The 15,539-nt window shown below is 64.1% G+C and carries 8 protein-coding genes and 1 tRNA gene; 3 read left to right on the top strand and 6 right to left on the bottom strand.

The window, feature by feature from the left end; translation table 11 throughout:
- Nucleotides 1-2: 2 nt before the first annotated feature.
- Both CAG31_RS25180 and CAG31_RS25175 read right to left on the bottom strand, forming a co-directional pair.
- Nucleotides 3-1,685, bottom strand: a complete 1,683-nt coding sequence (locus tag CAG31_RS25180) for an NAD(P)/FAD-dependent oxidoreductase (protein WP_085586300.1) — start codon at nt 1,683-1,685, stop codon at nt 3-5.
- 221 nt (nt 1,686-1,906) lie between these two features.
- Complete coding sequence (locus CAG31_RS25175; RefSeq protein WP_046029956.1) at nt 1,907-2,368, bottom strand: Lrp/AsnC family transcriptional regulator; 462 nt, start codon at nt 2,366-2,368, stop codon at nt 1,907-1,909.
- 182 nt (nt 2,369-2,550) lie between these two features.
- On the opposite strand from CAG31_RS25175, the gene CAG31_RS25170 reads away from it, so the two are divergent.
- From CAG31_RS25170 to prfH, 3 genes are all read left to right on the top strand, one after another.
- Nucleotides 2,551-4,908: a glucose/quinate/shikimate family membrane-bound PQQ-dependent dehydrogenase gene (locus tag CAG31_RS25170; protein ID WP_085586298.1), complete on the top strand. Its 2,358-nt coding sequence runs from the start codon at nt 2,551-2,553 to the stop codon at nt 4,906-4,908.
- Between the two features lie 516 nt (nt 4,909-5,424).
- Entirely contained in the window at nt 5,425-6,561 is a 1,137-nt protein-coding gene (locus CAG31_RS25165; protein ID WP_085586296.1) for an RNA ligase RtcB family protein, read from the top strand.
- Nucleotides 6,561-7,181, top strand: a complete 621-nt coding sequence (gene prfH, locus CAG31_RS25160) for a peptide chain release factor H (protein WP_085586356.1) — start codon at nt 6,561-6,563, stop codon at nt 7,179-7,181. The genes CAG31_RS25165 and prfH overlap by 1 nt, the downstream gene beginning before the upstream one ends.
- Nucleotides 7,182-7,367: 186 nt before the next feature.
- Here prfH and CAG31_RS25155 read toward each other — a convergent pair.
- From CAG31_RS25155 to dnaG, 4 genes are all read right to left on the bottom strand, one after another.
- Nucleotides 7,368-7,444 (bottom strand) — tRNA-Ile (locus CAG31_RS25155).
- A 15-nt stretch (nt 7,445-7,459) separates the two neighbouring features.
- Nucleotides 7,460-11,206 carry a bifunctional diguanylate cyclase/phosphodiesterase gene (locus tag CAG31_RS25150; protein WP_085586294.1) on the bottom strand — a complete coding sequence of 1,249 codons (3,747 nt, stop codon included), beginning with the start codon at nt 11,204-11,206 and terminating at the stop codon, nt 7,460-7,462.
- A 123-nt stretch (nt 11,207-11,329) separates the two neighbouring features.
- On the bottom strand, nt 11,330-13,177 hold the full coding sequence (rpoD, locus tag CAG31_RS25145) for an RNA polymerase sigma factor RpoD (RefSeq protein WP_085586292.1): 1,848 nt from the start codon (nt 13,175-13,177) through the stop codon (nt 11,330-11,332).
- Between the two features lie 67 nt (nt 13,178-13,244).
- Complete coding sequence (gene dnaG / locus CAG31_RS25135; protein WP_085586354.1) at nt 13,245-15,212, bottom strand: DNA primase; 1,968 nt, start codon at nt 15,210-15,212, stop codon at nt 13,245-13,247.
- Nucleotides 15,213-15,539: the final 327 nt, after the last annotated feature.

Below are 15,539 nucleotides of genomic sequence, written 5' to 3'. Positions count from 1 at the left end.
TCTTACTCAGGCAGGGCGACAGGGCCGATGTCTTTGAACACATCACCCGGGCCCGGGTTCTCTTTATGTGTGGCGCCGCCGAAGTGTTTCATGATTCCCCACACCGCGTTGAGCGAAGTCTGCACCGCGCCTTCGACCCACGCCGGGGTCCACGACACGTCGTCGCCTGCGATGAAGATCCCGCGCTGCTCGGCCGGCATCTCGTCCTGCATGAAGTGCGCGTACATGCGCTGGTTGTAGCGGTAGTGGCCGGGCAGGGCGCCTTTGAAGGCACCGAGGAAATGCGGGTCGGCTTCCCACGACACGGTGATCGGATCGCCGATGATGCGCGAGGCGATGTCGACCTTCGGGTAGATCTTCTTCAATGCATCCAGCGCCAGTTTCACGCGCTTTTCCACCGGGTGCGGGAGCATCTTCAGCGCATCGCTCATCCACGAGTACGACAGGCAGATCACGCCCGGCTTGTCGTCGCCGTTGTCGAACAGGTACGTGCCGCGGGTGAGGCGGTCGGTGAGGGTCATGCTCATCAGGTCGCGGCCGGTTTCCGGATCCTTGTCCTTCCAGAACGGCCGGTCGACCATCACGAAGGTTTTCGACGACTGCATGTAGCGGGTGCGGTCGAGGGCCATCCACATCTTTTGCGAGAACAGGGTCTCTTCGCACTCGATCTGGGTGGTCAGCAGCCAGCTCTGGCAGGTGGTCAGCACGGCGGCGTATTCCCGGGTGTCGCCGTTGTTGTCGGTGACGGCGAAACGGCCGCCCGGCGCGTGGGCGATCTTCTTCACGCCCGAACGCGGCGCGCCGCGGTGCAGCGACTTCAGGCTGGTGCCTTGCGGCCAGTGCACGCAGCGCTCCGGCACGTGCCGCCAGATGCCCTGAGGCACCTGTTCGACGCCGCCGACCACCAGGTGCTGGTGATCGTCGCAGTTGGTCATCACCACGCGGAAGATTTCCAGCATCGAGTTGGGGAAGTCCGAGTCCCAGCCGCCGGTGCCGAAACCGACCTGGCCGAACACTTCGCGGTGGTGGAACGACAGTTTGGCGAAGGCCTTGGACGTGGCGACGAAGTCATAGAAGGTGCGGTCGTCCCACAGCGGCACGAGGGTGTTCCACAGCTCTTTGAGGCGCGGCACGTCGCGGTCGCGGATCGCCTGCTGGATCTCGCCGAAGCGCGCGCCGTCTTCCAGGGCGTCTGCCCAGGCGTCGGCCACTTCCTGGAACAGTGCAGGAAGATCCGCCAGTTTTTGTGCGTAATGGGTTTTGCCTTCCAGGTCGATCACGGTGCTGCCGGAGGCCGGCGTCAGCGGGTTGGGGAAGGGCTTGGTTTCCAAGCCGAGCTTGTCGACATAGTGGTAGAACGCGGTGGACGACACCGGGAAACGCATCCCGCCCAGTTCCGCGACGATGCCGTCGGTGCCGTTGAACGCCTGGGAGCGCAGGCGGCCGCCCAGCTTCGAGGCCTCGTAGACCACGGGCTTGAGGCCCAACTTCATCAGCTCGTACGCGGCCACAAGCCCGGCGATGCCGGCGCCGACGATCGCCACTTCCGCGCCGTGGTGCTGCTCAGGAATGCTGCCCAGGCCGGCTGGGTGTTCGATCCAGTCGTCGAAGGCGAATGGGAAGTCCGGGCCGAAGATGGTGACCGGTTTTTTACCGTCTGCAGGATGGCGATTGTTCTTGTTCATGGCTGACCTTGCTGGCGACCCGACGCCGGATGCGCGTCTGAGTATAGGAAAAGATGCCGGCCATTCTAGGGAGCGCAGAACACGTTAATAAGACGCAATGTGTCGTCGTTATGCTGTTTTGTCAGTCAATATGACGAAACTTATGCGCACAGTGACTGCAGCAGCAGCGAACCCGCCGGCGATGAGACCCGACCGTACAGCCAAAACGCCGAACCCGGCGGTCAAACCGGCTGCCCCCGGTCGATCTTGCTGCTCAGGATGATCGACGTGGTCGTCTTCTCCACCCCGTCCACGCTGCCGATCTGGTCGAGCAACTGATCCAGCTGCTCCGGCGAGTCGGTGCGCAGCCACGCCACATAATCAAATTCGCCACTCACCGCACACAGCTGTTGCACCTGCGCCATGGCGCTGAGCCGGCGCAGCACCTCTTTGCCGGAGCGCGGCTGCACGGTGATGCCCACGTACGCCTGCAATCCGCCGTCCACCACCCGCTGGCCCAGGCGCACGCCATAACCGGTGATGACCTTGGCCTTTTCCAGCCGCGCCAGCCGCGACGTCACGGTGGTGCGGGCGATCCCCAATTGCCGCGCAAGCATCGCCACGCTTTCGCGGGCGTTGATTTGCAGGGCGGCGATCAGCTGGCGGTCGATTTCGTCGAGCACGGGCGGGCGGATGTCAGGCAAAGGGCGTCTCCAGGGGCGCGGACGGATGGGCTGCATGTTACAGATTCAGGCGCGAGAACGCTTACGGCCGATAATCGAACGGTTTTTTGGACTGTCTGGTTCATTTCTATTGCGACAAATTGCCATAAGTAACCGTCCGGTACATTATTCCGCCCTTGTCACAAATGGGAACAACGTCCGACATGAACGATTCTGGGGCTGCCGCCGGCAGCAAATGGCTGCTGCGCGGTCTGGGTGTGTTGATTGCCTTGATCGGGCTCGGTCTGGCCGGCGGCGGTGGCTGGCTCGTCGCCTTGGGCGGCAGCGGGTACTTTCTGCTGATGGGCCTGGCGATGCTGGTGTCCGGGGCAATGATCGCCCGTGGCCAACGGCAAGGGGCATGGCTGTACGGCGTCGCGTTGATCCTCACCGTGATCTGGGCACTGTGGGACGCTGGCCTGGAATACTGGCCGCTGGTTTCCCGGGTGCTGACCTTCGCCGTGATCGGCTTCGTTGTGGCGCTGGTCTACCCGACGCTGGCGCGGGTCTCCGGTGCCAAGGCAGGGCGGGGCGCCCACGGGCTGGCGGGCGTGCTGGGCGTCGGCATCGTCGCGGCCCTGGCCTACATGTTTGTGCCGACCCACGTGGTCGAAGCCTCCAGCGTGCCGGCCGTCACCCCAGTCACGCCGGGCACGGAGCAGAAGGACTGGGCCCATTGGGGCAACACCACCGCCGGCAACCGCTTTGCCGCGCTGGACCAGATCAACAAGGCCAACGTCGACAAGCTCCAGGTGGCCTGGACCTTCCACACCGGCGACATCCCGCAGAGCACCGGTGCCGGCGCCGAAGACCAGAACACGCCGCTGCAGATCGGCGACACGGTCTACGCCTGCACCGCCTACGGCAAGGTCTTCGCCCTCGATGCCGACACCGGCACCCAGCGCTGGAAGTTCGACCCTCAGGGCAGCGCACCGAACTGGCAGCGATGCCGGGGATTGGGTTACTTCGAAGCGCCTTCAGACGGGTCGGCCGCTGCCCCGGCAGCCTGTGCGAAACGTCTGTTCCTGCCGACCGGCGATGCGCGCCTGATTGCGATCAACGCCGAAACCGGCGAGCCCTGCGCCGACTTCGGCGACAAAGGCACCGTCGACCTGAAAACCGACATGGGCGACGTCAAACCGGGTTACTACCAGCAGACCTCGACCCCGTTGGTGGCCGGCGACGTGGTGATCATCGGCGGTCGCGTGGCCGACAACTACTCCACGGGCGAGCCTCCGGGCGTCGTCCGCGCCTACGATGTGCGCAGCGGCGAGCTGGTGTGGGCCTGGGATCCGGGCAACCCGAACATCACCAAACGCCCGCCGCCCGGTGAGACCTACACCCGCGGCACGCCGAACGTGTGGTCGGCCATGTCCTACGACGCCAAACTCGGGCTGGTCTACCTGCCGACCGGCAACGCCACACCAGACTTCTTCGGCGGCCAGCGCACCGAGTTCGACGACAAGTGGAGTTCCTCCATCGTCGCCCTCGACGTGAAGACCGGTCAGGTGCGCTGGCACTTCCAGACCACCCATCACGACCTGTGGGACTTCGACCTGCCGGCCCAGCCGCTGCTGTACGACCTGCCGGACGACCGGGGCGGCACGCAGCCGGCGCTGGCGCAGGTGACCAAGCAGGGCGAGATTTTCTTGCTCAACCGCGAGACCGGCAAACCGATCGCCCGCGTCGAGGAACGCAAGGTGCCGCAAGGCAACGTGCCCGGCGAACGCTACTCGCCGACCCAGCCGTTCTCGGTGGAGATGCCTTCCATCGGCAACCAGACCCTGACCGAATCCGACATGTGGGGCGCCACGCCGTTTGACCAACTGATGTGCCGCATCCAGTTCAAGGGCATGCGCCACGAGGGCGTCTACACCCCGCCGGGCATGGATCGCGCGCTGCAGTTCCCCGGCTCCCTCGGGGGCATGAACTGGGGCAGCGTGTCGGTGGATCCGAACTCCCATTACCTGTTCGTCAACGACATGCGCCTGGGCCTGGCCAACTACATGATCCCGCGCAACCGGATCGCCGCCGGCGCCAGCGGCATCGAGATGGGCGTGGTGCCGCAGGAAGGCACCCCGTTCGGCGCGATGCGCGAGCGCTTCCTGTCGGCGGCGGGCATTCCGTGCCAGAAGCCGCCGTTCGGCACGATGTCCGCCATCGACCTGAAGACCCGCAAACTGGTCTGGCAAGTGCCGGTCGGCACCGTGCAGGACACAGGCCCCTTGGGCATCCGCATGCACCTGCCGATCCCGATCGGCATGCCGACCCTGGGCGCCTCGCTCGCCACCCAGTCCGGCCTGCTGTTCTTCGCCGGCACCCAGGACTTCTACCTGCGCGCCTTCGACACCGGCACCGGCGACGAAATCTGGAAATCCCGCCTGCCGGTGGGCAGCCAGTCGGGGCCGATGACCTACGTGTCGCCCAAGACCGGAAGGCAGTACATCCTGCTGACGGCGGGCGGTGCGCGGCAGTCGACGGATCGGGGGGATTATGTGATTGCGTATGCGTTGCCGCGGTGAGGGCTGAGACGCAGACATGAAAAAGCCGCGCATTCGCGCGGCTTTTTGGTGTCTGGTGGGCCCACACGGACTCGAACCGTGGACCAAAGGATTATGAGTTGCCTGGAGACGCTGCAAACCCAGTGAAACCGTGCGTAGCTTAGCGTAGGCATAGTTAGCTGGAAGTAACGTGGTTACTGGTGTTTAGCGCAATTTGGCAAAATGGGTGGAAGCTGGGCACTGTACCGCCAGTGTATTGTTTTTTGTACCGCGGAGCGGTCAGGTTTTTCGGCCATGACGTTGTTCTCCTGGTAAAAATGTGATCAAGGTTGTTGCAAGGTGGCAATTACACCACCTAAGATGCCCGCCTTCTCTCACCCGACAGCAAAGGAGGTACATCATGCAACAGTTGATCACCCTTTGCAGGTCGCGCCTGGCTTGATCGCATTCGCCGCTACTCGTTAGCGGTACCGCAACGCCCGGCCTCTGGCCTGCCAATCCGAACATCTTTTTGTTTCAACCCATCAGGATTGGACTATGGGCACTTGCATTCGCAATTTGTCCGACGGCGCCGTATTGGTCGCCGCGGACGACACCTGGATCGAAGGAAAAGCGATCCAACAACTCGAAACCACCGCTCGCCTAGGGGGCATGCATCGGGTGGCCGGCATGCCGGACCTGCATCCGGGGCGTGGCTATCCGGTCGGCGCGGCATTCTTTTCCGTGGGGCGTTTGTACCCGGCGCTGGTCGGCAATGACATCGGCTGTGGCATGGCGCTGTGGCGCACGGACATCCCGACCGCCAAGCTGCATCTGGACAAACTGGAGAAACGCCTCGGCAACCTCGACCTGCCGCTCGACGAGACGTGGCAGGAGGCCGTCGCCAGCTTCGGTTTGCCTGCCACGGGGCACGAGCGTTCTCTAGGCACCATTGGTGGTGGTAACCACTTCGCCGAGCTGCAGCAACTCGATGAAAACTACGACGATGCGGCCCTGGCAGCCTTGGGCATCGAGCACAAACACCTGCTGTTGCTGGTGCACAGCGGCTCGCGTGGTTTGGGCGAGGCGATCTTGCGTGAGCAGGTCGACCTGTTCGGTCATCACGGACTGGAGGCGGGCAGCGAGGCCAGTACTCATTACCTGGGCCGGCACGATGGCGCGCTGCGTTTTGCCGAAGCCAACCGTCAATTGATTGCCCGGCGCATGCTCGACCGCTTGCGTGCCGATGGCGATGTACTGCTCGACATCCACCACAACCTGGTGTCGCCAGCGCAGGTCGACGGGCTCGATGGTTGGCTGCATCGCAAAGGCGCCACACCGTCGGATCAGGGGGCGGTGGTGATCCCTGGTTCGCGCGGCGACTACAGCTACTTGGTACAGCCGATCGCCGACGAGCGCAGCCTGTTGTCCCTGGCCCATGGCGCCGGACGCAAATGGATGCGCAGCGAGTGCAAGGATCGCCTCGCCTCGCGCTACAGCGTCGAGCAACTGAGTCGTACGGCACTAGGCAGCCGCGTGATCTGCGCCGACCGGGCGCTGATCTACGAGGAAGCGCCGGAGGCCTACAAGGCTATCGACTCGGTGGTGGGTGCCTTGCGTGAAGCGGGGTTGGTTCGCGTGCTGGCACGACTGAAACCGGTGCTCACCTACAAGACGCGCGGAGGGTGCTGCTGATGATCCTACTGCAACTCTCGGCGGCTCAGGGGCCGGAAGAATGTGCCCTGGCAGTGGCCAAGGCATTGCTCAGGCTGCAGACCGAAGCGGATGCCCAGGCCGTGGCGGTACGGATACTCGAAGAAGAGCCGGGGTCGCGGCGCGGTACCTTGCGCTCGGTATTGCTGGCATTGGATGGCGAGCAGGCCGAGCGCCTGGCGGATCACTGGACGGGCTCGCTGCAATGGACGTGCAGCAGTCCGTACCGGCCGGGGCATGCGCGCAAGAACTGGTTCTTTGGGGGCGCACGGTTTGCGCCACCGGCACCGGAATTGGCGAGCGAGATCCACTTCGAGACCTTGCGTTCGTCCGGGCCGGGTGGTCAGCATGTCAACACCACCGACTCGGCAGTGCGCGCCACGCACCTGGCCAGCGGCGTCAGCGTCAAGGTACAGAGCGAGCGTAGCCAGCACGCCAACAAGCGCTTGGCGCTGCTGCTCATCGGTCAACGCTTGGCGCAACAGGCGGAGCAGGTCGACAGCGAACTGCGCGCGGAGCGGCGGTTGTTCCATCACCGCATCGAGCGTGGCAATCCACGTCGGGTGTTTCGTGGCGAGCGCTTCGAGCCGGCTGACAAGTAGATTGTGTGCGAATAGTCGTCGAGCAAAAGTCAGGCCGGGCGGCGTAGGCGATGTCGGCCCCACAAAAACGGATGAGGAAAGGCCCCGGCTCGCACTCGGGTTTACGAGTTGCAAATGAGTATTCCGTATCTGAGGCGATCCCGCCAAAAACGCAAAAGCCGCGCATTCGCGCGGCTTTTTGGTGTCTGGTGGGCCCACACGGACTCGAACCGTGGACCAAAGGATTATGAGTCCTCTGCTCTAACCGACTGAGCTATAGGCCCTCAGTAGGCGGCGGATTATAGCGACGGTTTGGCGGCTGTGCTATCCGAAAAATCCGATACGGCAATGCGCAGAAACGTGGCGGCGAACTCTTCGGGCGGCAGGGGCAGGCTGACGATGTAGCCCTGGATCTGTTCGCAGCCTTCGGCGGCGAGGAACTGCTCCTGGGCCTGGGACTCCACGCCTTCGGCGATCACGGTGAACTGCATGCTGCGGCCCAGGGCGATGATGGCGCGGACGATGGCTGCGTCGTGCGGGTCGTCGGGCAGGCCGCGGACGAAGGACTGGTCGATCTTGAGGATGTCCAGCGGCAGGCGCTTGAGGTAACTGAGCGAGGAATAGCCGGTGCCGAAGTCGTCGATGGCCAGTTGCACGCCCAGGCGCTTGAGCTGGTGCAGCACGGCGAGCGCCTCTTCGGCCTGGCTCATGATGAAGTTCTCGGTGATTTCCAGTTGCAACAGGTCCGGCCTGAGGCGGTTGTCCTTGAGCAGTTGCTCGATGCGGCCCAGCAGGTTCGGCTGGCGCAGCTGGGCGCCGGCGAGGTTGACCGACAGCGGGCCCAGGCTTTCGTAGATCTGGCTCCACTCGAACATCTGCCGGCAGGCGGTCTCCAGCACCCAGTCGCCGATCTGCAGGATCATGCCGTTCTCTTCGGCCAGCGGAATGAAATGCTCCGGCGGCACCTCGCCGAAGTTGGGGTGACGCCAGCGGATCAGGGCTTCGGCGCCGACCAGGCGGTGGTCGTCGAGGCTGATTTTCGGCTGGTAGTAGAGGTACAGCTCATCGCGTTCGATGGCCCGGCGCAGTTCGTGCTCCAGGGCCACGCGTTCGCTGGCCTGGGCGGTGAGGTCGCGGGTGTAGCTTTCGACGCGGTTGCGGCCCTTGGCCTTGGAGCGGTACATCGCCGCATCGGCGTTCTTGACCAGCGTGGCCACGTCGCAGCCGTCCCGTGGATAGAGGCTGGTGCCGATGCTGGCGCTGATGAAGAACTCGTGCTCGCCGGCCTGGAACGGCGCGCTGAAGCAGTGCAGCAGCTTGTTGGCGATGTAGTCGGCGTCGCTGGCCTGCTGCAGGCCGGGTAGCAGGATGATGAATTCGTCGCCGCCCAGGCGGGCGACGGTGTCGATGTCGCGCAGCTGTTCCTTCAGGCGCACGGCGATGCCCTTGAGCAGCAGGTCGCCGACCGGGTGGCCGAGGCTGTCGTTGATGTGTTTGAAGCGGTCGAGGTCCAGGAACAGCACGGCACCCTGGCCACCGTCCTCCTGCTGGCTGTTCAGCGCCATCAGCAGGCGGTTCTCGAACAGGGTGCGGTTCGGCAGGCCGGTGAGGGGGTCGTGGTGGGCTTGATAATCGAGCTTGGCCTGGGCGTGCTTGAGGCTGGAGATGTCGGCGAATACCGCGACGAAGTGGGTGATGGAGCGGTCGCGGTTGCGCACGGCGCTGATGGTCAGCCAGCTGGGGTAGAGCTCGCCGTTCTTGCGCCGGTTGGAGATTTCGCCCTGCCAGTGGCCTTCGTCGGTCAACTGGTGCCACATGGCAGCGTAGAAGGCGCTGTCGTGCAGGCCGGACGCCAGCAGGCGAGGGGTGTGGCCCAGGGCCTCGCTTTCGCTGTAGCCGGTGATCTCGGTGAAGGCACGGTTGACGGCGCTGATGTGCTGCTGGGTATCGGTGATCAGTACGCCTTCGGCGGTGCTTTCGAACACCGTGGCCGCCTGTTGCAGTTTCTCCTGCATCAGGTGCCGCTCGGTGATGTCCCGGGCGATGGTCAGCATGCAGTCGTCCTCGCCGATCGGCAGCGGTCGGCTGGAGACCTCGCAGAGGCGGATCTGCCCGTCGCTGCGGCGGATGTGGCAGCTGAAGTCGCGCACGTAGCCGTCGCGGTGCAGCAGGTCGAGCATCTGCTTGCGTTCGTTGAGGTTGACCCAGATCCCCAGATCCAGCGCCGAGCGATCCACCGACATGGCGCTGTTGTAGCCGGTGATGCGGCTGAAGCCTTCGTTGACCTCCAGCAGCAGACCGTCGCTTTGGCGCGACAGGAGCAGGCCGTCCGGCGAGGCATGGAACGCCTTGGCGAACTTTTCCTCGGAGGTCTGCAGCTGTTGCTGGGTTTCCTTGAGCTGGGAGATGTCGCGCACCACCACCACCAGGGCCGGCGTGGTGTCCAGGTCGAACGGCTCGGCGGAGATCAGGCCGGTGAACAGTTGGCCGTTGCTGCGCCGAAAGGGCATCTCCAGGTTGCGGATGCTGCCGGCCTGCAGGCGTTGCAAGAGTCCCGGGCCGACACCGGGAATCCCCCAGATGTTCAGTTCGGTGGCGGTCTGGCCGATCACGTCTTCGGCCTTCAGCCCGATCTGTTCTTCGAAGGCTTCATTGACCTCCAGCAGGCAGCCGTCGGACAGCCGGGCGATGACCAGGATGTCCGGGCACTGCTGGAACACCGAGGCGAATTTCTGCTCCGACAGCCGCAGCGCCTCTTCGGTGCGTTTGGCTTCGCTGATGTCGATCATCAGGCCGCGCATCACCGGCTCGTGGCCGTGCTCGATCAGGCTGACGATGTCGCGGACCCACAGGCAGCGGCCGTCGGCGGTGATCACCCGGTAGTCGAGGCTGTGGTCGCGCCCGGCCTCTACCTCGTGGTCGCAGAAGCTCTGGGCCCGGGTCAGATCCGCCGGGTGGATGATGTTGCGCCAGAAACCCGGGATCAGCCAGTGGGACAGCGGATAGCCCAGCAGATCCTCGGCATGGGGCGAAACGTAGCTGTAGGTGAAATCGCTGATCCGCGCTTCCCAGGCGATGGCCGACAGGCTCTCCACCAGACCGCGGTAGTGGTACTCGCTGCTGCGCAGTTCCTGCTCGAGGTCGATGCGCCGGGCGATCTCCGAACTCAGGCGGCGGTTGATGCGGATCACCACCGCCAGCACGCTGAACAGCAACAACAGGCCTGGCAGGCCGTATATCAGAAGATCCGACCAGAATGTCCGGTGATCGAGGACGTTGCCGACCCAATGCTCCTGGATGCTGCTGATCTCCTCCGGGGACATGTCGGCGAGCACCTTGTCCAGGATGGTCACCAGCATCTTGTTGTCCCGGGGGACGGCCATCGCCAACTGATAGCGATAGGGTGTTTCGCCGCTGACGTACAGGCCGTCGAGCTTGAGTTGGCGCAGGCTCCAGACGCTGGAGGCGAGGTCACCGACCACGGCGTCCACTTCGTCGGTCGCCAGGGCCTGGAGCGCTGAGCTGACGTTGGGCATGGCCACCAGGTTCAGGTCGGGATGGTGGGTGCGCAGCAATTCATGGGGCGCGTAGTTTTCCACCACGGCGATCTTCAGGCCGTACAGGTCGTCCAGTTTGCGCGGCTGCGGGCCGCCGACGTGGGCGAGGATGACGATCGGGAAGTCGAGGTAGGGGCGGGTGAACGCCAGGTAGGTCTGGCGCTCCGGGGTGGACATGATGCCCGGCAGCAGGTCCAGGCTGCCCTCCTTCGCTTGCGCCAGCACCACCGTCCAGCTCACCGGCTCGATGGGCGTGAGCTTGATCGCCAGGCGCTGGCGGATCACGTCGATGTAGTCCGCCGCCAGGCCCTGGTAGCGGTTCTGGTCGTCCCGGAACTCGAAGGGCGGCCACGAGGCGTCCACGCCCAGGCGCAAATCCGGGTGAGCCGCCAGCCAGGCACGTTCTTCGTCGGTCAGAGTCAGCGCGCCAGCCGTTGCGGTCCAGGTGATCAGCGACAGCAAAAAAAGCACGGTCGGCAGTCTGGGCATAACGGTCTCGTTATGGCACGGGGGAATGCTTCGAGTGTAGACGGGCTGCGCGGGGGGAGGGGGAGGCGGGGGATTTAATCTGCCGCAAAACAAAACCCCCGGCCTGGGCCGGGGGTTCTGGTGTCACTCGTCGAGGAAGGAGCGCAGATGCTCGCTCCGCGTCGGGTGGCGCAGCTTGCGCAGCGCCTTGGCTTCGATCTGACGGATCCGCTCGCGGGTCACGTCGAACTGCTTGCCGACCTCTTCCAGCGTGTGGTCAGTGTTCATGTCGATGCCGAAACGCATGCGCAGCACTTTGGCTTCACGGGCGGTGAGGCCGGACAGCACTTCGCGGGTCGCTTCCTTCAGGCTTTCCACGGTGGCGACATCGATCGGCGACTGCATGGTCGAGTCTTCGATGAAGTCACCCAGATGGGAGTCTTCGTCATCGCCGATCGGGGTTTCCATGGAGATCGGCTCTTTGGCGATCTTCAGTACCTTGCGGATCTTGTCCTCAGGCATCTCCATGCGCTCGCCCAGCTCTTCCGGCGTCGGTTCGCGACCCATTTCCTGCAGCATCTGGCGGGAAATGCGGTTGAGCTTGTTGATCGTCTCGATCATGTGCACCGGAATACGGATGGTGCGCGCCTGGTCGGCGATCGAACGGGTGATGGCCTGACGGATCCACCAGGTCGCATAGGTCGAGAACTTGTAGCCGCGACGGTATTCGAACTTGTCCACCGCCTTCATCAGGCCGATGTTGCCTTCCTGGATCAGGTCGAGGAACTGCAGGCCGCGGTTGGTGTACTTCTTGGCGATGGAGATCACCAGACGCAGGTTCGCCTCGACCATCTCTTTCTTCGCGCGGCGGGCCTTGGCCTCGCCGATCGACATGCGACGGTTGATGTCCTTGATCTCGGCGATGGTCAGGCCGGTTTCGGTCTCCAGCGCGACCAGCTTCTGCTGGCAACGGATGATGTCCGGCTGCAGGCGGGCAATGGCTTCGGCGTACTTGCCTTTGCCTTTGGCCAGGGCGTCGGACCAGCTCTCGTCGACTTCGTTGCCCGGGAACTGGCGCAGGAAGTCGGCACGCGGCATGCGGGCATCACGCACGCACAGCTGCATGATCGCGCGCTCTTGCTGACGCAGGCGGTCCAGGGCGCTGCGGACACGCTCGACCAGGCCTTCGAATTGCTTCGGCACCAGTTTGATCGGCATGAACAGGTCGGCCAGGACCAGCAGTTCGGCAATCGCCGCCTTGTTGTGGCGACCGTGCTTCTTCAGCGCCTTGCGGGTGATTTCCATCTGCTCGGCGACAGCGCCGAAACGCTGGGCGGCGATGACCGGATCCGGGCCGCTTTCGGCTTCTTCTTCGTCATCGGAAGATTCGGCCTCGTCATCGTCGTCGGACTCTTCCTCTTTCGCGGCCTTGGCGTCGAGCGGCGGCGGCACTTCGGCGGCCGGCGGCGCGGTGCCGTCGTCCGGATCGATGTAGCCGCTCAGCACGTCGGACAGGCGGCCGCCTTCGGACGTGACGCGGTCGTACTCGGAGAGGATGTGCTCGACGGTGCCGGGGAAGTGGGCGATCGCGCTCATCACTTCACGGATGCCTTCTTCGATCCGCTTGGCGATCTCGATTTCGCCTTCGCGGGTCAGAAGCTCGACCGTACCCATTTCACGCATGTACATGCGCACGGGATCCGTGGTGCGACCGATGTCGGTCTCCACCGCCGCGAGCGCGGCGGCTGCTTCTTCCGCAGCGGCCTCGTCGGTATCGGCGTCGGCCAGCATAAGGGCGTCCGCATCCGGAGCACTCTCGTGTACGGGGATCCCCATGTCGTTAATCATGCGGATGATGTCTTCCACCTGCTCCGGATCTGAAATATCCTCGGGCAGGTGGTCGTTGACCTCGGCGTAAGTCAGATATTTCTGCTCACGGCCCAGTTTGATCAACTCAATAATACGAGACTGCTGTTGCGCTTTTCCGGACATAACACCCTATCCACTGAAGGTCTTGGCGGGCAAAAAACAAGCCGAGGATTATACCTGAGCTATGACCTCACGCGCCAGTTGAGGTCGGGTTTGATGCGGGAGCATTGCGACTCAACAGGTCGCGCAGCTGGTTTTTTTCGTCGCTGCTCAGTTCGCTTTGACGGGCTTTCCTGAGCAGTTGTTCCAGATTCCGTTCGCGTTGACGGGCTGACAGACTGGAAATGGTGTCGAAAAACTGTTGTTCAAGGTTGTCTCCGTCGATCAGCCATTCCTTCTCGGCCAGCGCCCTGAGCAGGCGACCCTGTTCGGTTCCGTGCCATCGCGCGATCAACTGAATTGAGTTTAGCTTGGGATTCTTCTGTACGGCTTCGAGCAGGGCCACCAGCAATTGTGCGTTGGTCTGGCTTTCGTCCGCGAAGTGCCCGGCGTCCTCGACCTTGTCCGCCAGTTGCGGATGATGCAGCAAGGTCCGCAGGGCGGCCTGGATCGGCGGCTCGACGGCGGCAGGCACCCGAGGGGCGCGCGGCTGGTCGCGGTCACCGCCGCGCTTGCCGTTCTTGTCCCAGGGCTTCTTTTCCCATTTCTTGCCGCCGGAACCGGATTTCTTCGGCGTCCACTCCTGCTGCGGCGCGTACATGTCCGCCGCCTGCGGTTGATGGTAGTCGCTGTAGTCCGGCATCGCGCCGTAATCGATGCCGGGATCGTACGCCGGCGGCGCTTCCTGCGGTGCGCTCTGGGCCAGCTGGCTGACGGTTTCGCTGTTCAGGCCGGTGATTTCGGTCAGGCGCTGGCGCATCAGGATCCGCAGGTTGGCGCCCGGCACCTTTTCGATCAGCGGTGCCGCCAGTGTGACCATGTGCGCCTTGCCTTCGAGCGAACGCGGATCGGCCTCTTCGGTCAGTTGCTGGAAGAAGTAGTCCGCCAGCGGCTGCGCATGTTGGTTGATCCGGGCGCGGAAGGCATCGGTGCCCTCGGCGCGGATCAGCGTATCCGGGTCTTCGCCTTCGGGCAGGAACAGAAAGCGCGCGCGACGGCCGTCCTGCAGGCTCGACAGCGTGGCTTCCAGCGCCCGCCAGGCGGCGTTGCGGCCGGCCTGGTCGCCGTCGAAGCAGAACAGGACGTTGGGCACCACGCGGAACAGGCGCTTCATGTGCTCTTCGCTGGTTGCCGTGCCGAGCGTCGCGACGCCGTTGCGCAGGCCTTGCTGGGCCAGGGCGATGACGTCCATGTAGCCCTCGACGACGATGATCTCGTCGAGGTTGCGGTTGTTCTTGCGGGCTTCGTACAGGCCATAGAGTTCCTGGCCCTTGTGGAACACCGGGGTCTCCGGCGAGTTCAGGTACTTGGGCTTGTCGTCCCCCAGCACCCGGCCGCCGAACGCGATGATCCGGCCGCGGGTGTCGCGGATCGGGAACATCACCCGGTCGCGGAAGCGGTCGTAGCGCTTGCCGGTCTCGGCGTTCTCGATCAGCAGCCCGGCATCGATCATGGCCTTTTGCTGCAGGGTGTCGCTGCTCAAGTGCTTGAACAGGTTGTCCCAGCCCGGCGGGGCGAACCCCAAGCCGAAGTCCCGGGCGATCTCGCCGGTCAGGCCGCGGCCCTTGAGGTAGTCCACGGCGGCCTTGCGCGCCGGGTGGCTCTTGAGCGCCTGGCGGTAGAAATCGGCGGCCGCGGTGAGCAGCGGGTACAGCGGCGAATCGGTCGGCTGGCGCGGCTTGTGCGAGCGGCTGCCTTCCTCCCGCGGGACTTCCATGCCGGCGGCCTTGGCCAGGTCCTCGACCGCCTGGGGAAAGTCCAGGTTGTCGTGGTCCATGAGGAAGCCGAGGGCGTTGCCGCCCGCGCCGCAGCCGAAGCAGTAGTAGAACTGCTTGTCGGGGCTGACGCTGAACGACGGGGTCTTTTCCTTGTGGAACGGGCAGCACGCGGTGAAGTTCTTGCCGGCCTTCTTCAATTGCACGCGCGAACTGACCACGTCGACGATGTCGGTGCGGTTCAGAAGGTCGTCAATGAAGCTCTGGGGGATCAACCCGGCCATGGCGTTCTCGTCGTCTGCGCTCAAAGGATCCGATGCGATGGGCGCAAAGGACGTGGCTCATCCGGCGGGGCGCGTGCTTTCGGCGGCTCGACCGGTGTCGTCTGCGTGATCGCTGTCGGGAAGTGTATCTGCCGAAATTCCCTTGGCGTTAGCAGCCATCGGATTTCGACCGTTTGAAAGTGTTGCGCTGAATCCGCTGACGGCCGGATTGCGGCCTCGGATAGCTCATGAAGCAGGCAGGTGCCTTGGGCTGATCGTCGTGAGAGGAATCAGTGGGTGTGCTCGTCGGCAGCCTCGAAAGGCCCGTCAGAAAAGACGTGCACCGCT

This window comes from Pseudomonas sp. R25(2017) (genome assembly GCF_002112565.1).
Classification (GTDB): domain Bacteria; phylum Pseudomonadota; class Gammaproteobacteria; order Pseudomonadales; family Pseudomonadaceae; genus Aquipseudomonas; species Aquipseudomonas ekonensis.
Note: the sequence above shows the minus strand (reverse complement) of the source record. Positions and strands in the feature narration are given on the sequence as shown.